This window comes from Nonomuraea sp. CA-141351 (assembly GCF_050944675.1).
Taxonomy (GTDB): Bacteria; Actinomycetota; Actinomycetes; order Streptosporangiales; family Streptosporangiaceae; genus Nonomuraea.
In genome coordinates this window covers 12643338-12661659 of the sequence record NZ_CP191982.1, presented here as the reverse complement: position 1 = coordinate 12661659, position 18322 = coordinate 12643338, and the positions used below count along the sequence as shown (strand labels likewise).

Annotated in this window: 19 protein-coding genes; 12 read left to right on the top strand and 7 right to left on the bottom strand. The window is 70.2% G+C overall.

Annotated features, from left to right (window positions below):
* Positions 1 to 4: 4 nt before the first annotated feature.
* The 3 genes from ACQPWU_RS59595 to ACQPWU_RS59585 are packed head-to-tail and all read left to right on the top strand — an operon-like array spanning position 5 to position 2632.
* Positions 5 to 967, top strand: coding sequence for a LysR family transcriptional regulator (locus ACQPWU_RS59595; protein WP_433435907.1), 963 nt, complete (start codon positions 5 to 7; stop codon positions 965 to 967).
* An 11-nt stretch (positions 968 to 978) separates the two neighbouring features.
* A complete protein-coding gene (locus tag ACQPWU_RS59590) occupies positions 979 to 1650 on the top strand; it encodes a ribonuclease HII (RefSeq protein WP_433435905.1) in 672 nt (223 codons plus the stop codon).
* 1 nt (position 1651) lies between these two features.
* On the top strand, positions 1652 to 2632 hold the full coding sequence (locus tag ACQPWU_RS59585; RefSeq protein ID WP_433435904.1) for an LLM class flavin-dependent oxidoreductase: 981 nt from the start codon (positions 1652 to 1654) through the stop codon (positions 2630 to 2632).
* Between the two features lie 28 nt (positions 2633 to 2660).
* Here the strand turns inward: ACQPWU_RS59585 and ACQPWU_RS59580 are convergent, their stop codons facing one another.
* Positions 2661 to 3047 carry an SCO5389 family protein gene (locus ACQPWU_RS59580; RefSeq protein WP_433435903.1) on the bottom strand — a complete coding sequence of 129 codons (387 nt, stop codon included), beginning with the start codon at positions 3045 to 3047 and terminating at the stop codon, positions 2661 to 2663.
* A 78-nt stretch (positions 3048 to 3125) separates the two neighbouring features.
* Positions 3126 to 4055, bottom strand: a complete 930-nt coding sequence (locus tag ACQPWU_RS59575) for an ATP-binding protein (protein ID WP_433435902.1) — start codon at positions 4053 to 4055, stop codon at positions 3126 to 3128.
* Between the two features lie 68 nt (positions 4056 to 4123).
* On the opposite strand from ACQPWU_RS59575, the gene ACQPWU_RS59570 reads away from it, so the two are divergent.
* Positions 4124 to 4597: a tetratricopeptide repeat protein gene (locus ACQPWU_RS59570; RefSeq protein ID WP_433435901.1), complete on the top strand. Its 474-nt coding sequence runs from the start codon at positions 4124 to 4126 to the stop codon at positions 4595 to 4597.
* On the opposite strand, the gene ACQPWU_RS59565 is transcribed toward ACQPWU_RS59570, so the two are convergent.
* Complete coding sequence (locus tag ACQPWU_RS59565) at positions 4594 to 5916, bottom strand: LCP family protein (RefSeq protein ID WP_433435900.1); 1323 nt, start codon at positions 5914 to 5916, stop codon at positions 4594 to 4596. The genes ACQPWU_RS59570 and ACQPWU_RS59565 overlap by 4 nt on opposite strands.
* A 226-nt stretch (positions 5917 to 6142) precedes the next feature.
* Here ACQPWU_RS59565 and ACQPWU_RS59560 point away from each other — a divergent pair, with 226 nt between their 5' ends.
* Together ACQPWU_RS59560 and ACQPWU_RS59555 are read left to right on the top strand one after the other, a co-directional pair.
* On the top strand, positions 6143 to 6808 hold the full coding sequence (locus ACQPWU_RS59560; protein WP_433435899.1) for a class I SAM-dependent methyltransferase: 666 nt from the start codon (positions 6143 to 6145) through the stop codon (positions 6806 to 6808).
* Between the two features lie 27 nt (positions 6809 to 6835).
* Entirely contained in the window at positions 6836 to 8260 is a 1425-nt protein-coding gene (locus ACQPWU_RS59555) for an MFS transporter (protein WP_433435898.1), read from the top strand.
* 16 nt (positions 8261 to 8276) lie between these two features.
* On the opposite strand, the gene ACQPWU_RS59550 is transcribed toward ACQPWU_RS59555, so the two are convergent.
* Both ACQPWU_RS59550 and ACQPWU_RS59545 read right to left on the bottom strand, forming a co-directional pair.
* Positions 8277 to 9353 carry a sensor histidine kinase gene (locus ACQPWU_RS59550; protein ID WP_433435897.1) on the bottom strand — a complete coding sequence of 359 codons (1077 nt, stop codon included), beginning with the start codon at positions 9351 to 9353 and terminating at the stop codon, positions 8277 to 8279.
* Positions 9350 to 10000, bottom strand: coding sequence for a response regulator transcription factor (locus ACQPWU_RS59545; RefSeq protein ID WP_433435896.1), 651 nt, complete (start codon positions 9998 to 10000; stop codon positions 9350 to 9352). Before ACQPWU_RS59545 ends, ACQPWU_RS59550 begins: the two co-directional genes overlap by 4 nt.
* A gap of 233 nt (positions 10001 to 10233) precedes the next feature.
* Here ACQPWU_RS59545 and ACQPWU_RS59540 point away from each other — a divergent pair, with 233 nt between their 5' ends.
* The 5 genes from ACQPWU_RS59540 (at position 10234) to ACQPWU_RS59520 (ending at position 15765) form a co-directional block, all read left to right on the top strand.
* Complete coding sequence (locus tag ACQPWU_RS59540; RefSeq protein ID WP_433435895.1) at positions 10234 to 11388, top strand: hypothetical protein; 1155 nt, start codon at positions 10234 to 10236, stop codon at positions 11386 to 11388.
* A 154-nt stretch (positions 11389 to 11542) separates the two neighbouring features.
* A complete protein-coding gene (locus tag ACQPWU_RS59535) occupies positions 11543 to 13525 on the top strand; it encodes a histidine kinase (RefSeq protein WP_433435894.1) in 1983 nt (660 codons plus the stop codon).
* Entirely contained in the window at positions 13522 to 14181 is a 660-nt protein-coding gene (locus ACQPWU_RS59530) for a response regulator transcription factor (RefSeq protein WP_433435893.1), read from the top strand. The genes ACQPWU_RS59535 and ACQPWU_RS59530 overlap by 4 nt, the downstream gene beginning before the upstream one ends.
* 46 nt (positions 14182 to 14227) lie before the next feature.
* A complete protein-coding gene (locus ACQPWU_RS59525; protein WP_433435892.1) occupies positions 14228 to 14755 on the top strand; it encodes a flavoprotein in 528 nt (175 codons plus the stop codon).
* Positions 14756 to 14814: 59 nt separating this feature from the next.
* Positions 14815 to 15765: a serine hydrolase domain-containing protein gene (locus ACQPWU_RS59520; RefSeq protein ID WP_433435890.1), complete on the top strand. Its 951-nt coding sequence runs from the start codon at positions 14815 to 14817 to the stop codon at positions 15763 to 15765.
* Between the two features lie 3 nt (positions 15766 to 15768).
* Here ACQPWU_RS59520 and ACQPWU_RS59515 read toward each other — a convergent pair whose 3' ends face one another.
* Positions 15769 to 16722 (bottom strand): quinone oxidoreductase family protein, encoded by a 954-nt coding sequence (locus ACQPWU_RS59515; RefSeq protein ID WP_433435889.1) that lies wholly within the window; start codon positions 16720 to 16722, stop codon positions 15769 to 15771.
* Between the two features lie 82 nt (positions 16723 to 16804).
* On the opposite strand from ACQPWU_RS59515, the gene ACQPWU_RS59510 reads away from it, so the two are divergent.
* Complete coding sequence (locus ACQPWU_RS59510) at positions 16805 to 17407, top strand: TetR/AcrR family transcriptional regulator (RefSeq protein WP_433435888.1); 603 nt, start codon at positions 16805 to 16807, stop codon at positions 17405 to 17407.
* Here ACQPWU_RS59510 and ACQPWU_RS59505 read toward each other — a convergent pair.
* Positions 17388 to 18257, bottom strand: coding sequence for a LysR family transcriptional regulator (locus ACQPWU_RS59505; RefSeq protein WP_433435887.1), 870 nt, complete (start codon positions 18255 to 18257; stop codon positions 17388 to 17390). The genes ACQPWU_RS59510 and ACQPWU_RS59505 overlap by 20 nt on opposite strands.
* Between the last annotated feature and the right edge of the window lie 65 nt (positions 18258 to 18322).

Genomic DNA, 18322 nt, shown 5'->3' with positions numbered 1-18322 from the left:
ACTGATGCTTGAATTGCGGCGTTTGGTCCTGATCTGCGAGTTCGCTCGTCGTGGCAGTATCGCTGCGGCCGCTTCCTCTCTCGGGTACAGTCCGTCGGCCGTTTCGCAGCAACTCGTCGCGCTCGAACGCGAGACCGGTACGGCCCTCATCGACAGGACCGCGCGCAGTGCCGAGCTCACCGACGCGGGGCGGCGGCTGGTGGCGCACGCGGAGCGCATTCTGTCGATGGTCGAGGAGGCCGAGTCGGACTTGTCCGCACACGCGGGTACGCCCGCGGGGCGGGTCATGGTCACCGCCTTCCCGACGGCGGCGGTGGCGTTCGCGCCGGCGCTGGCGCGCTCGCTGCGCCGCCACACGGAGCTGACGCTCCGGCTGGGGCAGAGCAGGTCGGGGCGGGGCCTGCGGGAGGTGCAGTCGGGGGAGGTGGACATCGCGCTGGTGGACGACTGGTACGGGCGGGTGCGCGACAGCGAGAGCCTGCGGGTGTTCCCCCTCCTGCATGACCCGCTGGTGCTGGTGGTGCCGCGCAAGCACCGCCTCGCGGACCCCGACGTGCCGCTGGACCTGCGCGAGCTGCGGGACGAGCCGTGGATGGCGACGCCCGACGGGGAGCAGTCCCGGCTGGCGGTGGACCGGCTCTTCGTGGACGTGGGCGGCGCCCGGCGCACGCCGTGGGAGTTCGAGGGCCTGGGGACGATCCTCTCGCTCGTGGCCAAGGGGATCGGCATCGCGGCCGTGCCCGCTCTGGCGCTGGCGGCCGGGGTGCGGGGGCTGGCCGTACGTCAGTTCCCCGGCAACCCGGTGGGTCGTGACGTGCACGCCGTCGCCCGCGGCTCCAGCGTCCATCGGCCGTCGGTGTCGGTGACACTCCGCGCCATCCACGTGGCCGCCCGCTACATCGCCGCCGATCTGGATCCGGTACGCGCCGCGGACAGGCGCCCACCGGAAGACCCCCTGGACGGGTAGCGTTTGCCGTTATGGCGCCGACGTACGACATCGAGCACCTCCTGCTCTCCCAGCCGAGCACCCGGACGGTCGCGGGCATCGACGAGGTGGGCCGCGGCGCCTGGGCGGGGCCCGTCACGGTGTGCGCGGTCGTCACCGACCTGTCCGAACCGCCGGCCGGCCTGACGGACTCCAAGCAGCTCTCGGCCGCCAGGCGCGTCCCGCTCGCCGATGAGCTGGCCGCCTGGGCGATCGGCGTCGGCTATGGCGAGGCCACCCACACGGAGGTCGACGCGCTGGGCATGACCGAGGCCCTGCGCAGAGCGGCCCGCAGGGCTCTGGAAGCGCTGCCGGTGCGCCCGGACGCGGTGATCCTCGACGGCAAGCACGACTACATCGGCCCGCCCTGGCTGGTGCGCCTGGAGGTCAAGGGGGACGCCGCGAGCGTCTCGGTCGCGGCCGCGTCCGTCCTGGCGAAGGTCCGGCGCGACACGTACATGGGGACGATCGGCTGCGAGGAGTACGGCTTCGCCGAGAACGCCGGCTACCCGTCACCCCTGCACCAGGAGGCCCTCGCCCGGCTGGGGCCGACGCCCCATCATCGGCTCTCGTGGTCCTACCTGGACGATCTTCCGCAGTGGCGGCACCTCAAGCACCATCGGGACCCGCTGGTGGGCGAGGGCCAGGAAGCGCTTTTCGGCTGACATGCGGATCGGGGTCTTTGTCGTCGCGGCGCGATTTCCCGGCCAGGAAGCCGGGCACGTGCTGGCGAACGCCGTCGAACTGGTTGTGGCGGCGGAAGAGGCGGGGTTCGACGACGCGTGGATCGCCGAGCACCACTTCATGTCCTACGGCGTCTGCCCCTCCGCCACCACCCTGGCGGCGGTCGCGCTCGGCAGGACCTCGCGGATCGGGCTCGGCACGGCCGTCAGCGTGCTGTCCACCCAGCATCCCGTGGCGCTGGCCGAGCAGGCGGCCATGCTGCATCACCTGTCCGGCGGGCGGTTCACGCTGGGGGTCGGCAGGGGCGGGCCGTGGGTGGACCTGGAGGTGTTCGGGACGGGTCTGGAGCGGTTCGAGCGGGGGTTCGGGGAGTCGCTCGACCTGCTGCTCGGCGCGCTCTCGGGGGAACCCGTCGCCGCTGACGGGGAGTTCTTCCGCTTCAGGGAGGTCCAGATGGTGCCCGGCGCGCGGATGCGGCCCGTGGTCGCGTGCACCTCCGAGGCGACCGTGGGGATCGCGGCAGAGCGAGGGCTGCCGATGCTGCTGGGGATGCACATCGGGGACGCGGAGAAGGCCGCCCTGGTCGCCGACTACGCGGCCCGTGGCGGCACGGCCCGTGATCACCTCGCCGCCGGGGTCGCCTACGTGGCCGACTCCACGGCGGAGGCGGTACGGGAGATCAAGGAGTCCTTGCCCCGGTGGCTGGAGCCGGGACTGGCCGGATACGTGCCGGTGGACGGCCGGCCCAGACCTTCACGAAATGTCCCGGCATATGCGGATCTGTTGAGCAGAATTCATCCCGTCGGGTCGGCCGAGCATTGTGCCGAGACGATTCTGCGTACCACGGAGAACACCGGGATCGAGCGGTTCGTTCTGCTGGTCGAGGGGTTGGGGGAGCATCGGCGGACACTGGAGAACGTGCGGCGGTTCGGTGCCGAGGTGCTGCCCATGCTGCGCCGGTGACCCGGGCAGGGTCACCGACGCGGCGGGTTCAGCAGTCCACCAGCTCCGGCTTCTGGTTGAGGATCTGAGCCCTCGGGGTGACGAAGTCGCGCAGGGCCTTCGTCGCCGTCGGGTCGAAGACGGCGACCCGGTGGCAGTTCTGGAACGCCAGGCGTACCCCGAAGTGGCGCTCCAGCGCGCCGCGCATCGCGTCGCTGGCCAGGCAGCGCAGAAGCTGGCCGCGGGCCTCCTCTGACGGCGGTGGCACCTGGTTGTCGGCGAACTCGGCTCCCGTCTGCTCGCGCTGCTCGACCAGCTCGTTGATCAGCGACCACGCGTACGGGAGCGAGTCGCGGACACACGCGAGAAACGCCGCGTCGTCCACGTCACCGGCTCTGGCCTGGTCGAGCAGTTCGTTCGGAACGGTCAGCGACATGCTGTCTCCTCTCGAAAGGGATCAAATTTGACGCTATGCGGGGATTCGTTCTTGCTCCAGATGGGTTGAGGTAAGCACTCAGGGGCCGTACACGAAATCCGGGTCTATCTGTGCGGCCAGGTCGGAGCCGGTCCGCTCGTTGCCCCACGCGCGGGCGTTGCGCAGGTGGAACTCCACGGTCTGCCGCCCGAAGCGCTCCCAGTCCTTCTCCTGCTGATCGAGGGCCTTGTGCAGGACGGCCAGCGCGTCGGCGTTGACCGGCTCCAGGTCGTCAAGGGTGAAGTGGCGGCCCTGCTCCATGGCGCGCACGGCGGCCGAGTGCTCCATCCAGGTGAGCAGGTCGTCGCCCACGTGCCCGCGCAGGAAGTCGACGTCGGACTGGCTGTGGACCTTGTTGCCGACCACGGCGAGCGCGACGTCGTACGAGGCGGCGTGGTCGCGGTACTGCCGGTAGACGCTCACGCCCTGCCTGGTCGGCTCGGCGACGAGGAACGTCAGGTCGAACCGGGTGAAGAGCCCGGAGGCGAAGGAGTCGGCCCCCGCGGTCATGTCGACCACGACGTACTCGCCGGGACCGTCGACCAGGTGGTTGAGCAGCAGCTCCACCGCGCCCACCTTCGAGTGGTAGCAGGCCACGCCCAGGTCGTCCTCGCTGAACGGCCCGGTCGCCAGCAGGCGCAGGCCTTCGGGGGTGGTCAGCGCGTACGGGTCGGCGGCCAGGTCGTCGAAGCTCAGCAGCCGGGAGCCGCGACCGGGCGGGGTCGTCTTGATCATGGCGTCGGCGGAGGGGATGCGCGGGTTGTCGCCGCGCAGCCGCTCCTTGATCTCGGTGAGACGGGCCCCGAGCGGCTCGGGCTGCCGGTCGAGGCCGAGCACCATGGCCAGGTGCTGGTTGATGTCGGCGTCGATGGCCACCACCGGCCCGCCCTGCCTCGCCACGTGCCGGGCGAACAGCGCGGACATCGTCGTCTTGCCGCTGCCACCCTTTCCGACGAACGCCACTCTCACGGCCCCTCCATATGAGCATGAAAATCGTTTCCGTTTCGGGTCGAGCAACATCATGCCACACTGTGTGCATGCGCGACGACGAATTGGCCCGGGGCGTGCGCCTCCGGGAGGAGGGCAGGGCGGAGGAGGCCAGGGAGCTGCTGGCCGGGCTGGCGCGCCGGCATCCTGACGACGCCGAGGTGGCCTACCAGACGGCCTGGGTGCACGACACGCTCGGCCTCGAGGCCGAGGCGGTGCCGTACTACGAGAGGGCCCTGGCGGACAAGGAGCTGGGCGATCGGCTGGGGGCCTACACCGGGCTCGGGAGCACGTTGCGCGTGCTCGGGCGGTATGACGAGGCGTTGGAGACGTTCGTCAGGGCGCTGGGGGAGTACCCCGGTGACGCCGGGCTGCGCACGTTCATGGCGATGACGCTGTACAACCTCGGCCGTTCTCAGGAGGCGGTCTCGACGCTGCTCAAGGTGGTGGCCGAGTCGGGCCACGTCGGCGGTTACCGGCGGGCCGTCGAGTACTACGCGGACCACCTCGATGAGACCGTCTAGGCGCAGGTCGCGTCGAGGTTGACCGGGCGGTCCAGGTCCGGCGCCGGGCTGGCGTCGGTCCTGGGCGAGGGGCGCGCCTTCAGGGCCTCGGCGACCTTGTGCCGGATCAGGGACCAGTCGGGGTACACCGTGTTGATCAGCGGCGGCACGAAGCTGAGGCTGCGGATCTTCGTGTCCTTGACCTTCTGCGACAGGTCCACGACGGCCGGCAGCAGCTCCTGCGGGAGGTCGGTCGAGATGGCCCGCTTGGTGGCCGCGGCCAGCCGCTCGAAGCTGTTGAGCACGGTCAGCGCGTCGGCCTGCTTGGCGACCGCGTTGAGCAGGCACTTCTGGCGTCCCATGCGGACGTAGTCGTCGCTGTCGGTACGCGAGCGGCCGTACCAGAGGGCCTCCTGGCCGGACAGCCTGCGGGTGCCGGTCGGCAGCAGGCCCTCGCGCCAGCGGCCGTACACGATGGGCTCCTTGATGGTGACCTTCACGCCTCCCATGGCGTCGATGATCTCCGCGAACCCCTTCATGTCCACGAGGGCGTAGTAGTTCACGTCGATACCGAGGATGTCGCTGATCGTCTGCTTGAGCAGGGTCGCGCCGCGCTTGCCCTTCGCCACGCCCGGCACCATGTCTGGATTGTCCTCGGCGAACTGGTAGATCTCGTTGAGCAGCCCGGGGGTGTCGGGGCCGTCGCCGGTGAAGCCGTAGGGGAAGCGCGCCCTGGCCGGGCCGTCGGAGAAGTGGACGTTCTGGAGGTTGCGCGGCAGGCCGAACAGGACGGTGGCGCCGGTCTCAGTGTCCACGCTGGCCACGGTCATGCTGTCGGTACGCACACCGGGCCGTCCCGGCGCCGCGTCCCCGCCCAGGAGCAGGAAGTTGACCCGGCTGGCGCCGTTCCACGGGTCCTGGGCCATGACGGGCGTGCTGCTGGCGGTGGAGAACAGGGTGTTCACGACGTCTCGTGACAGGTACGCGAGCCTGGCGGCGTACACGGTCGGGGTCAGGACCAGCGCGCACAGGGCGACGGTCAGCGTCGTGGTCAGGAAGCGGCCCACGGTGTCCGCGCTCGGCGGACGTACCAGGACGAAAGACCAGACGATCACGCCGGTCCAGGCGAGCGCGATCACGACCAGCGCCACGGTGAGCCAGACGAGCCAGCGGGGCTGCACCGCCAGCGACAGCAGGTTGGCGCTGTACGCGGTGAACAGGGCGAGGACGCCGGCGAGCATCGCGACATGCCCGAACATGAGCGCCAGGCCAGTCTTGCGGCGTTCGGCCGCGAGATGCGCTACACCCCACAGCAGAGCCGAGGCGAACGTGAGTGCCATGCTCGCGCCTAGGCCGAATCCCCGCCGGTTCACTGTCATGCCTGGTCAAACCCCCATCGTGTGCTCATCCACGTCACCGTAGTAATGAGCTGTGCGGGATAGACGGTAGGAAAGAGAAGGGTTCGGTCAATTCCATGTCAAGACCACCTTGAGATATAACGTGAATGTGCGCAAGCGACACGGTAGTTATGGATTCGACGCACCCTGGGCGCTGGCCGGTCTGTTCTTGGGCGCCATCGGGCTGCTGGCCCTGGCGGTGATCTCCTTCCTGCTGGACATTGCCCCGGCCGGGATCGCGTTCCTGTTCGGCGGGCTCTACACGCTGGCCAGCGCCGCCAGCTACCTCTACACGACGCGGCGCGGCAAGTTCGTGGTCTGGGCCGGGGAACTCCAACTGCTGAAGGGCGACGAGCGGCTGCTCGACCTGGGCTGCGGCCGTGGGGCGGTGCTGCTGATGGCGGCGGAACGGCTGGAGCACGGCACGGCGACCGGCGTCGACCTGTGGCGCTCGAAGGACCAGTCAGGCAACGACGAGTCGACGACCAGGGCGAACGCCGAGGCCGAGGGCGTCTCCGACCGGGTCGAGCTGGTGACCGGCGACATGCGCGACCTGCCGTTCGGCGACGGCGCGTTCGACGTGATCGTGTCGAGCCTGGCCGTCCACAACATCCCCGACGCCGAGGGGCGCGCGCAGGCCGTGCGCGAGGCGCACCGGGTGCTGCGGCCCGGCGGGCTGATGCTGCTCGCCGACTTCCAGCACACGGTCGCGTACGAGGACACGCTGCGCTCGCTCGGCGTGGTCGACGTGCGGCGACGCGACGCGGGCTGGCGGTTCTGGTACGGCGGGCCGTGGTTCAGCACCGGCATCCTGGAAGCCAGGAAGCCTACCTAGCGAGAACGCGGGTAGCCACAAGAGCTTATGAGCGACGTGGAAACCGGTACTGTCACCACCAAAGTGCCCGCGCGCCTCGATCGGCTCCCCTGGTCCCGCTGGCACTGGATGATCGTCGTAGGGCTCGGCACCGTCTGGATACTCGACGGGCTCGAGGTCACCATCGTCGGCAACCTCTCCGGGCAGCTCGCCAAGCCGGGAAGCGGCCTGGACATCACTCAGGCGCAGGTCGCGGGCCTGGCCGCCGCGCTCTATGTCGCGGGAGCCTGCGCGGGGGCGCTGTTCTTCGGCTGGCTGACCGACAGGTTCGGCAGGAAGAAGCTCTTCCTCATCACGCTGGTCGTCTATCTGCTGGCGACCCTGATGACCGCGTTCTCCTTTCATGCGTGGTGGTTCTTCCTGTTCAGGTTCATGACGGGGTTCGGAATCGGCGGCGAGTACGCGGCCATCAACTCCGCCATCGACGAGCTCATCCCGAGCCACCACCGGGGGCGCATCGACATCATCATCAACGGCAGCTACTGGCTCGGCGCCGCCGGCGGCGCGCTGCTGACCGTGCCGCTGCTGAACGACCTGCCGGTGAACATCGGCTGGCGTGTCGCGTTCGGCCTGGGCGTGGTGCTGGGCCTGGCGATCCTGCTGGTACGGCGGAACGTACCGGAGAGCCCGCGCTGGCTGTTCATCCACGGCAAGGAGAAGGAGGCCGAGGAGATCGTCGGCGACATCGAGCGGCAGATCGGCGTCGACCTGCCGGAGCCGTCGGAGTCGATCACCGTGCGCCAGCGCAAGTCCATCGGATTCGTCCGGATCGCGCACACCATGGTCGCGCTCTACCCCACACGTACGATCCTGGGCCTGTCACTCTTCATCGGGCAGGCGTTCCTCTACAACGCGATCACCTTCGGCTACGCGCAGATCCTGTCCACCTTCTACAAGATCGACACGCACACGGGCTACTACTTCGCCGTGATCGCGGTCGGGAACTTCCTCGGCCCGCTGCTGCTCGGCCACCTCTTCGACACCGTGGGCAGGATCCCGATGATCTCGGCCACGTACATCGGGTCCGGGGTGCTCCTGCTGGGCACCGCCTGGCTGTTCAACCAGGGCGTGCTGACCGCCGTCACGCTGACCGCGTGCTGGTCCGTGGTGCTCTTCGTGGCCTCGGCGGGGGCCAGTTCGGCGTACCTGACCGTCAGCGAGATCTTCCCCATGGAGACCAGGGCCCTCGCCATCGCGTTCTTCTTCGCGATCGGCACGGCCGCCGGCGGTATCGCCGGGCCGCTCGTCTTCGCCTCGCTGGTGGAGACCGGGGTGCCCGGGGACACGGCGCTCGCCTTCTCCATCGGCGCCATCGTGATGATCGCGGCGGGGCTGGTGGAGCTGCTGTTCGGGGTCAAGGCCGAGCGCAAGGGCCTGGAGGCCATCGCGACGCCTCTCACCGTGGAGTCATGAGCGAGATGCGGCCTGCTCACGGCAGGGTCAACACGACGTGAATGCCTCCTTCCGGCCTGGGATAGGCGCGGACGGCGCCGTGGTGCATCGCGGCGATCGACGCGACGATGGCCAGTCCCAGTCCGAAGCCGTCATTGGTGGTGCGGTCGTTCAGCCGATGGAACGGTTGGAACAAGTCGTCGACGGCGTCGGGCGCGATGACTGGGCCGGTGTTGGCCACGACAACGGTGGGTCGTCCCTTCACCGTGCACGTGGTGACCCAGACGTCGCCGCCGGAATGGTTGTAGCGCACGGCGTTGTCGACGAGGTTCGCGACGAGGCGTTCCAGGAGGAGCGGATCGCCTGAGGTGATGGCGGGCTGCAGCGAGGTGTGCGGCTGCCGGTCGAGTAGATCTACGGAGTCCAGGACGTCCTCGGCGACAGTGGCCAGGTCGACGTCCTCGTGAACGGTCAGCCCGCGCTCGTTGCGGGCCAGCGTGAGAAGGGCTTCGACGAGTGCTTCGGCGTTGTCGACGGCGTCGCGAACGTCGTGGGCCATGGCGCGCAGTTCGGTGGAGGTGGGTGCCGGCTTGGCGAGTACGACGTCCACGGTGGTCCGCATGAGACTGAGTGGGGTGCGCAGTTCGTGGCTGGCGTTGGCGATGTGTTCGGCGGCTGTGCGGGCGGCCGCGGCGATCTGGTGCACAGGTCGCAACACCCGTCCGGCGGCGACCCAGCCGGCCGAGGCCGCGAGGGCCACCACCGCGGCCAGCGCGGTCGCCGAGTACTGCACGAGGTGGGAAAGTGTCGCGTCGTGCTGGTCCTGCGCGCCCCAGATCTGGTAAGCCGACGCGCACTTGTCACGCAGGTTGAGGTCGGCGTCCTTGGTGGCGAGAGCCTGACGGCAGATTGGCTCGAAAGCCTGCCGGTCCGGCATCCGAAGCCATGACCTGCTCACTCCGCCGTCCGGCAGTTGGATCGTCGAGGATTCCGCTGTGGGCAGGGCGGCGACGAGGACATAGGTGATGACCACAAGGATGGCCCCGCCGACGGCGAAGAGGCAGGTATACAGCAACGTCAGGCGTACCCGGATGGGCGGCTCCGGTTTCGTCACATCCGGTATCCCTTGCCCACGACGGTCTCGATCAGCGGTGGCGGACCGAGCTTGCGCCGCAGCCTCGTCATCGTGACCGCGACGATGTTGCTGAACGGGTCGGCATGGGCGTCCCAGACGTGTTCGAGCAACTCTTCGGCACTGACCACGGCGCCGTCGGCGGCCGCGAGCGTTTCCAGTACTCCGAACTCTTTGCGCGTCAGGGACAGCGGGCGCCCGCCACGGCTGGCGCGGTGCCGGGCACGGTCGACGGTGAGGTCGCCGCGACGCACAATCGGTGGTGCGGACGCGCCGCGCCGGCCCAGCGCGCGTACCCGCGCCACCAGTTCGGGGAATGCGAACGGCTTGCCGAGGTAGTCGTCGGCACCCAGTTCCAGACCGTCGACGCGGTCGTCGACGCGGGCAGCGGCTGCCAGCATGAGAATCCGGGGCCCGTTCGCGCTGCCGACCATTGAGCGGCACACCTGGTCCCCATGTACCGCGGGCAGATCCCGGTCCAGCACCATCACGTCGTACGCGGTGCGGCCGGCCTCGGCCAACGCCGCCGCGCCGTCGAGCGCGACGTCCACCGCCATCCCGGCATCGCGGAGCCCTTCGGCGATCCGTCCGGCCAGTTTCGCGTGGTCCTCGACAACCAGTACTCGCATGGCGGCATCGTCCGCTGCCGGGCGTTAGATCAGTGTGATATTCACACCGGCGTGTGGACGAATCCTCGTAAGCGCCGGGCCGAATGACCTCGACGTTCATGTGTTTCCCGCAGCCGCGACCACATTCGGGACGAGATGACATCGGCATTACATCGCGTGTAAGACAGGTGTAATCGGCCGGCTGGTACCTTGTTTCACCGCCACCAATGAAATGGCAAGAGAGGGCGCGAGTCATGAGCATTACCCGCAAAAACTTCCTGAAACTCTCCGCCTTTGCCGCGAGCGCATCCGCCTTCGGCAACATTGTTGACCGCGGTAACAACAAGGGCGGGTACGGAACGCGCGCGGACAGCAGCGCCGAGAACGGCGAACTCGTACGGGTCGACGCCTTCCAGGGTGTGCTGAACGCCCTTGACCGGCACCCGCTCGTGGGCCTCGGGGACCCACATATGCACGAACTGTTCCACGCGTTCCTACGGTCGCTGGTCCGGATGCCGGCGCTGCAGTCCAAGGTCGACGACATCGTCGTCGAGTGCGGAAACGCCTTCTACCAGAACCTCTCCGACCGCTTCTTCCTGGATCTCGAGTCCGTTGACGATGCCGAGCTCTCGAACATGTGGCGTACTACGATCGGCGGCCGTGTCTACTGGGACTGCCCCGTGTACGAGCAGTTCTATCGAACGGTCCGTTCGGTCAACGAATCGCTACCGTGCAAGAAGCGTATCCGAGTGGTTCTCGGCGACCCCGCCATCGACTGGTCCCAAATCCAAAGCGCCGCGGACGCGGGCAAGTTGCCCACGGAAGACAAGCGAGAAACGTTCTATGCCGATGTCGTCGAACGGGAGGTGCTGGCAAAACGGCGCCGCGCTCTCCTCTTCATCGGCGGCGGCCATCTACGGCGTGGAGTTCACACGACTCCTGGAGGACTGATCCCGCCGGACAATCCTGATCAACCGAGCGCCGGCACTATTCTCGCCGAGAAGCATCCGGGGTCGCTCTACGTCGTGCTCCCGTTCTCGACCGTCAACTCGGCCATCGCGTCGTTGCCGGAAGGCGTCCCGGGGAGGGTGGAGCAAACCTTGGCCTCTTGGCCGACGCCGTCGTTGACGACTCTCGCGGGCACGTGGTTGGGACCCCAGCCGATGCCGGACCGCGCTTTGGATCCGAACTCGACCATTGAGGACCAGGCCGATGCCCTCTTCTGGATGGGCCCTGACGACACCCTCATGTGTTCGAGGCCAGATCCAGCGCTCTACCAGTCCGGCGACTACGCCGCCGAGCTTCGGCGCCGGAGCGAGATCATTTCGGCGAGAACCGAGACCACTGTCGATCTCGTCGCAGAAGGGCTGCACTTGGCGAGTCTGGGTCCGAGCTGTGCCGTCCGCTAGCGCACGGCCGTGATCACCCCGGCGCGGCACGCCTGAGAGACCCTGAGGGCACTCTCAGCGCTGATCCGTGCGGCGGCGCCGGGCGAGAAGTCACCCATGAATCGGGACATGTGGGCCCATGACGCCGGGACACCGGGATGGCACGATGCCGAACGTGCGGGTCTACAGAACCTCCGCGACCGCGGCGGCGCTCCTGATGTTCGTGGCGGGAGCACTGGCCGTCGAACCGCGGCTCAGAGAGCTCGGTGTCCCGGATCTCGTGACGCGGTTCGAGGCGTTCCGCGCGGTCGGGGCGCTGGCGTTCGGGCTGCCGGGGGCGTACCTGGTGGGCCAGCGGCGAGCCGGCGGGATCGGCCTGCTGATGCTGGCCATCGGAGCGGCGCAGGCGATCGGGCTGGCGACGGGGGCGTACGGGCTGCTCGGCATCCACGACCCCGCGCTCGGGCTGCCGCTGGCCGACCAGGTCATGTGGTTCTCCAACTGGATCTGGGCGCCCGCCTACCTGGCGGTGCCGACGCTGTTCATGCTGCTGTTCCCCGACGGGCGGCTGCCGTCGCGGCGCTGGTGGCCGGCTCTCGTGCTGAGCTTGGCGGCCATCACGGCGTCCACTCTGGGATGGGCGCTGCAGCCGGTCGGGCAGATGGACGTACCCGGCCTGTTCCCGCCCGGGTACGCCGGGGTGGAGCCGGTGGGAGCGTCACTAGCGGTGCCCGCCCAACTGGCCGGCCTCGCGCTCGGCGGCGTTGCGGTCGTCGCGGCCGTCGCCGCGCTGACTCACCGGCATCGGGCGGCGTCCGGGGCCGTGCGGCGGCAGGTGCAGTGGGTGCTCGCCGCGGGCATCGTCACCGTGGTCATGCTGGGCGTGTCACTGGCGAACCCGCCCGGTGGGATGGCGTTGCTCTCGCTGGCGCCGATCCCGCTGCCCGTGGCGGTGACGGTGGCGGTGGTGCGTCACCGGCTGTGGGACGTCGATCTGCTGCTGGCCCGTACGCTGGCGCTCGGCGCGCTGACCGGCGTGCTGCTGGCGGCCTACGCGGGCGCGGTCCTGCTCCTCGGCGGGCTCTTCGACGGGCTCTCCCCGGTGGCCGTGGCGGTGGTCGCGGCCCTGGCACAGCCCGTCCACGGATGGCTGCGGGCGCGGGCGAACCAGCTGGTCTTCGGCGATCGGGACGATCCGGTGGCCCTGCTGCGCCACCTCGGCGCCCGCCTGTCGGGGGCAGGCACCCCGGACGTGCTGCTCGACCAGGTCGCCGAGTCGGTGGCGCACGCGCTGGGCGCCCGCTACGTGGCGGTGGAGGAGGACGGCGCCGTGATCGCCTCGTGGGGGGAGGCAGCCGCGGCGGCCGCGCGGGTTCCGCTGGAGCACCGGAGAGAGCGGATCGGGACGCTGGTCGTGGCCGAGCCGCTGCGACGCAGGGACCGGGCGGTGCTCGCCGAACTGGCGCCGCACGTCGCCGTGACCGTGCGCGCCCATCGCCTGGCGGCCGACCTGGAGCGGTCCAGGCAGCGGCTGCTGGCCGCCCGCGAGGAGGAGCGCGCCCGGCTGATGCAGGAACTGCACGACGGCGTCGGGCCCACGCTGGCCGCCCTCGCCTTCCAGGCCGACAGAGGGCGGCGGCTGGTCGCCGGAGCGCCGGAGGCGGAGCGGCTGCTGGAGGAGCTGTCGGCCCGCATCCGCGGCACAGTCGTGGACATCAGGGCGATCGTGCAGGATCTGCGCCCGCCGCCGCTGGACGACCTGGGCCTGGCCGGGGCGCTGAACGCGCTGGCCAAGGGGTTCGCCGGGAACCTCGCGGTCGAGGTGGACGCCTCTCCCGAGCTGCCACATCTGCCCGCCGCCGTCGAACTGGCCGCCTACCGGATCGCCGCGGAGGCGCTGACGAACGCCGCCCGGCACGCGGCCGCCTCGCGCTGCGCGATCCACCTCGACAGGGCGGACCGGTCCGCCGAGACGAATGCGCACCTGGAGCTGCGGGTGGAGGACGACGGCATGGGCCTGCCCGAGCAGCGGCGCGACGGCGTGGGCCTGCGCTCCATGCGCCGCCGCGCCACCGAACTGGGTGGCACGTTCGACCTGTCCACGACGCGGAGCGGCACGAACATCCTCGTCAGGCTGCCGCTGAAGGAGGCCACATGACCAGGGTCGTCGTGGTGGAGGACCATCCGATGTTCGCCGAGGGTCTGATCGGGCTGCTGGGCGACCTGGACGGCGTCGAGGTCGCCGGGCACGCGGCCTCAGGGGAGGAGGCTGTGGAACTGGTGGCCGCCACGTCGCCGGACATCGTCCTGATGGACCTGCACCTGCCCGGCATGAGCGGGATCGAGGCGACCCGCGAGATCCGCTCCCGCTGTCCGGGCGTGGCGGTGCTGGTGCTGACGATGTTGTCGGACGACGCGACGATCCTCGAGGCGATCCGGGCGGGCGCGCGGGGCTACCTGCTCAAGGAGGCCGCCCCCGCCGAGATCGCCAGATCGCTGGCGGCGGTGGCGGCCGGGCACGTCGTCTTCGACGGCGGAGCGGGCGACCGGGTCCTCGCCGCGCTGTCGGATCCGCGTGTCGAGCCCCGCGCGCTGCCCGAGCTGACCGACCGCGAGCTGGAGGTGCTCGACCTGATGGCGGCAGGGCTGACCAACCCGGCGATCGCCGAGCGGCTGTTCCTGAGCGAGAAGACCGTGCGCAATCACGTGTCGAACGTCTTCGCCAAGCTCGGCGTCGGCGACCGCGCCGCCGCCGTGGCCCGGGCGAGGGACGCGGGTCTCGGATCGCGCCGCCCTGGCCGCCCGCCTGGCTGACCCGCATGAGAGGGTCACCGTACGCCGCACCCTAGGGAGTCCTCGCGTGACCCGACCATCGAGCAAGGAGCTCTACGTCATCGTGTGCGCCGCCGGACCGGCTCCCGACGTCGGCCGGCTCGTCGCCATGGCGCAGCAACAGGGCTGGATCGTCCAGGTCGTCGCCACCCCGTCCGCCCTGGACTTCATCGACGTGCCGGCGCTGGAACGGCAGACCGGCCGGCCGGTCCGCAGCCAGTACCGCAAGCCGTACGAGCCCAAACCGCCCCGAGCCGGGGCGATCGTCGTCGCGCCCGCCACCTACAACACGGTCAACAAGTTCGCCCAGGGCATCGCGGACACCTACGCCCTGGGCCTGCTGGCCGAGGCGCCCGGGCTCGGCATCCCCGTCGTCGTGCTCCCCTTCGTCAACAACGCCCTGGCCGAGCGCCGCCCTTTCCTGCGCAGCATCGACCTGCTGCGCGGTGAGGGCGTCCGTGTCGTGCTGGGCCCGGGGCAGTTCGCCTCGGACGAGCCCGACGCCGTGGCCGAGCCCTTTCCGTGGGAGCGCGCGCTGGACGAGCTCCGTGGTTGAGCCTGACACCGTGTGAGGCGGTATCCCGGGATGTACCGACCGACTTCAGGAGGAACGTCATGACAATGGCCGAACGGGTCGACGAGGTCCTGCGTGCGGGCAAGGCGCCGTACTTCCACGGCCTCGTGGTGCTGCGGAGCGGGGAGCTCGTCCTCGAGCGGTACGGCTCCGGGCAGGACCACCGGCTGGGCGATTCGCTGGGGCACGTCGAGTTCGACCGGGACACGTTGCACGACCTCAGGTCCGTGTCCAAGAGCGTGGTGGGGCTGCTGTACGGCATCGCGCTGGGCGAAGGGCTGGTGCCGGAGCCGGGAGCGGGACTGGTGGCCCAATTTCCGGAACTCCAGGATTTGGCGGCGGATCCCGCACGGGCGCATCTCACCATCGAGCACGCGCTGACCATGACGCTCGGCCTCGAATGGAACGAGGACGCCCCCTACACCAGCCCGGCCAACAGCGAGATCGCGATGGAGCTGGCGCCCGACCGGTACCGGTACGTGCTGGAGCGGCCGGTCATCGAGGAGGCGGGGAAGCGGTGGCTCTACTGCGGCGGGGCGAGCGCGCTGATCGGCGGGATCATCGCGCGCGGGGCGGGGAAACCGCTGGAGGAGTACGCCGCGACCGCGCTCTTCGAGCCCCTCGGGGTGACCACCTTCGAGTGGTCCAAGGGCGAGCACAGGACGGTGAGCGCGGCGGCCGGGCTGAGGCTGCGGCCGGCGGACCTGGCCGCCATCGGGCAACTGGTGCTCGACGGCGGCCGGGACATCGTGCCAGGTGAGTGGCTCCAGGAGATGCTGCGGCCGCGGGTGCTGATCGACCAGGGGTTCGAGTACGGCTACCAGTGGTACTTGAGCACCGGGGAGCGCCGCTGGAGCGAGGGCATCGGCAACGGCGGGCAGCGCCTGGTCGTCCGGCCGGAGGACGAGCTGGTCGTGGCGGTGACGGCCGGCGAGTACGACCAGGACCAGACCAGTGCCGTGGCCGTGCTCGAAGCGGTTCTCAACGCCTGACGCTCAGGGGACGAGCAGGATCCGGCCTGCGATCGCGCGGCTCTCCAGGAGCCGGTGGGCCTCCGCCGCCTCCTCCAGCCGCAGCGTACGGTCGACATAGGCCCGGCTCCTCCCGTCGGTGAGCCGGTCGAGGATCGCCGGGAGGTACGTGGCGAACACCTCCCCGGCCCACCCCGGGCCGCTGCAACCGGTCACCGTCACCCCGCGTTCCATCAGGTCGGCGGCCGTGACGGCGGCGGGTTCCCCGCTCAGCAGCCCGTAGTACAGCATCCGGCCGGTACCGGGAGTGAGATGGTCGAGCACCTGCCTGGCCACCGTGCCGCCGACGGACTCGAAGACCACGTCCACATCCGGCAGCTCGCCGGGCCAGTCGGGCTTGCTGTGGTCGATCACGAGGTCCGCGCCCAGACGAGCGGTCCGGTCCCGCTTGGCGGCCGAGCCGGCGGTGGCGATCACCCGTCCGGCCCCGAACTCCTTCGCATGCCTCACCAGGTAGGTCCCCACCGAGCTGCTGCCTGCCTCCACCAGCACGGTCTCCCCGCCATCGAGGCGCGCTTTGTGCAGCAGGGCGAGGGCTATCGCGCCGGGCGCCGCCGCGGCCAGCGCGTCCACCGGGGTCACGCCGTCCGGCAGGCGACACGTCATGGCGACGGGGAGCAGCGCGTACTCGGCGTACGACCCGAGCCCGCCGGTCACTCCCACGAGCGTGCTCCCGAGCAGCTTCGCGTCCACCCCCTCTCCCACCTCGACCACCTCGCCGGCCGCCTCCGCGCCGATCACGGCGGGCAGCGGCAGCGGGAACGGCAGCGTGCCCGCCCGGATCTGCGTCTCGGCGTAGCTGACGCCGATGGCCTGCGTGCGGATGAGGACCTGGCCCTCGCCGGGACTCGGGCGTGGCAGGTCGGTCACTTCGAGCCGTTCCGGGCCGCCCTTCTCGGACAGGACGATCGCGCGCATGCTGGGACTCCTTAAACTGAACCGTTGGTCCAATTAATATATGGACCACTGGTCAAGTTTGTCCATGGGAAAGAATGTCCGGATGGAACGTCGAGAGCGGGCCGACGCCGCGCGCAACAGGCAGGCGATCCTGCGGGCGGCCGAGGAGCTGCTGCGGCGGCACCCGCCCGAGCAGGTCTCCGTCGAGCGCGTCGCGGCCGCCGCCGGCGTGGGCAAGGGGACGGTCTTCCACCGGTTCGGTAGCCGTACGGGGCTCATGCTCGAGCTGATGAGCGAGCGGGCGCGCGAGCTCGAGCAGGCCTTCACCGAGGGGCCGCCGCCGCTGGGCCCGGGCGCGGACCCGGCCGAGCGGCTGGTCGCGTTCTTCGCGGCGGTGGCGGAGCTGGCGGCACGCAACGGAAACCTGATGAGCGCCATCGAGCACGCCATGGTCACCAGGAAGAGCCACGGCGAGCAGCCCAGGGAGGCCAACCCGATCTACCTGGCCTGGCACCGGCACGTGTCCGGGCTGATCGCCGAGGGGCGGCCCGACGTGGACGCCGAGCAGATCGCTCACATGCTGCTCGGCACGCTGCACATGGAGCCGATAGCGAGCCGGTTGCGGGCCGGGGAGCACGAGCGGCTGGCCGCCGCCTTCGCCGACCTGGTCAACGGGCTGCTCGGGGTCAGAGGGGGAGGTGGGTGATCGCCTTGTGGAAGGCGGCGACGGCCGCCCTGATCGCGGGGTGCTCGCCGTTTCCCCTCCTGAACGCCGCCAGCGTGCGGCGGCTCAACGGCAGGCGGGTGAGCGTCACCCCCTCGGGCGGGTCGATCGCCGCCAGATGGGGCACGAGCGCGACCCCCTGACCGGCCGCGACGAAGGCGAGCACGGTGTCGAAGTCGTCGATGTGGTGCCGTACGAGCGGCTCGAACCCGGCCGCCTGGCATGCCCTGATCGCCATCGTGTGGCAGAGGGTCCCCGGCCTGTCGGTGATCCACGAGTCGGCGCGGGCGTCGGCGACCGAGGGCCGGTCGGTGAGGTACATCGGCTCGCTGAACAGCGGCTCCGTCTCGATGGACGCGTCGGTCACCGGCGGCACGAAGTCGTACTCGTGCACGAGCGCCACGTCCAGCTCCCCGGCCCGCAGCGCGGCCGAGACGTCGGCGGGGTCGATCTCGGAGACCATCGGCACCAGGCCGGGATGCGCCCCGGTCAGATCGGCGAGGGCCGGGGGGAGGAGCACGCGGGCCGCCGTCGGGAACGCCCCGATCCGCAGCGGCCCCGAGGGCCCGCCCCGCGCGGCGGCGAGCGCCGCCGACGCGCGTTCGAGCTGCTCCAGCACGGCGTGCGCGTGCTCGACCAGGAGGTGGCCCGCGGGCGTCAATGTCACGGTACGGCCCGTACGCTCGAGCAGCGGCACGCCCGCCTCCCGCTCCAAGGCGCTGAGCTGCTGGGAGACGGCCGAAGGCGTGAACGTCACCGCCTCCGCGACGGCGGCGATCGTGCCGCGCCTGGCGAGTTCGCGGAGGAGGTGGAGCTTGCGCGGGTCGAGCATAAGCTGAGCTTAATCTCAAACGAAGAAATCCGCGCTGGACCTAACGTGTCCGGACAGGCCAGGCT

What these genes read in the sequence shown, in the direction of transcription:
- ACQPWU_RS59570 (WP_433435901.1), top strand. Translation starts at nt 4,124, where the DNA reads ATGCGCGACGACGAATTGGCCCGGGGCGTGCGCCTCCGGGAGGAGGGC.
- ACQPWU_RS59505 (WP_433435887.1), bottom strand. Translation starts at nt 18,257, where the DNA reads ATGCTCGACCCGCGCAAGCTCCACCTCCTCCGCGAACTCGCCAGGCGC.
- ACQPWU_RS59555 (WP_433435898.1), top strand. Translation starts at nt 6,836, where the DNA reads ATGAGCGACGTGGAAACCGGTACTGTCACCACCAAAGTGCCCGCGCGC.
- ACQPWU_RS59520 (WP_433435890.1), top strand. Translation starts at nt 14,815, where the DNA reads ATGACAATGGCCGAACGGGTCGACGAGGTCCTGCGTGCGGGCAAGGCG.
- ACQPWU_RS59510 (WP_433435888.1), top strand. Translation starts at nt 16,805, where the DNA reads ATGGAACGTCGAGAGCGGGCCGACGCCGCGCGCAACAGGCAGGCGATC.
- ACQPWU_RS59545 (WP_433435896.1), bottom strand. Translation starts at nt 10,000, where the DNA reads ATGCGAGTACTGGTTGTCGAGGACCACGCGAAACTGGCCGGACGGATC.
- ACQPWU_RS59540 (WP_433435895.1), top strand. Translation starts at nt 10,234, where the DNA reads ATGAGCATTACCCGCAAAAACTTCCTGAAACTCTCCGCCTTTGCCGCG.
- ACQPWU_RS59590 (WP_433435905.1), top strand. Translation starts at nt 979, where the DNA reads ATGGCGCCGACGTACGACATCGAGCACCTCCTGCTCTCCCAGCCGAGC.
- ACQPWU_RS59565 (WP_433435900.1), bottom strand. Translation starts at nt 5,916, where the DNA reads ATGGCACTCACGTTCGCCTCGGCTCTGCTGTGGGGTGTAGCGCATCTC.
- ACQPWU_RS59580 (WP_433435903.1), bottom strand. Translation starts at nt 3,047, where the DNA reads ATGTCGCTGACCGTTCCGAACGAACTGCTCGACCAGGCCAGAGCCGGT.
- ACQPWU_RS59515 (WP_433435889.1), bottom strand. Translation starts at nt 16,722, where the DNA reads ATGCGCGCGATCGTCCTGTCCGAGAAGGGCGGCCCGGAACGGCTCGAA.
- ACQPWU_RS59595 (WP_433435907.1), top strand. Translation starts at nt 5, where the DNA reads ATGCTTGAATTGCGGCGTTTGGTCCTGATCTGCGAGTTCGCTCGTCGT.
- ACQPWU_RS59585 (WP_433435904.1), top strand. Translation starts at nt 1,652, where the DNA reads ATGCGGATCGGGGTCTTTGTCGTCGCGGCGCGATTTCCCGGCCAGGAA.
- ACQPWU_RS59530 (WP_433435893.1), top strand. Translation starts at nt 13,522, where the DNA reads ATGACCAGGGTCGTCGTGGTGGAGGACCATCCGATGTTCGCCGAGGGT.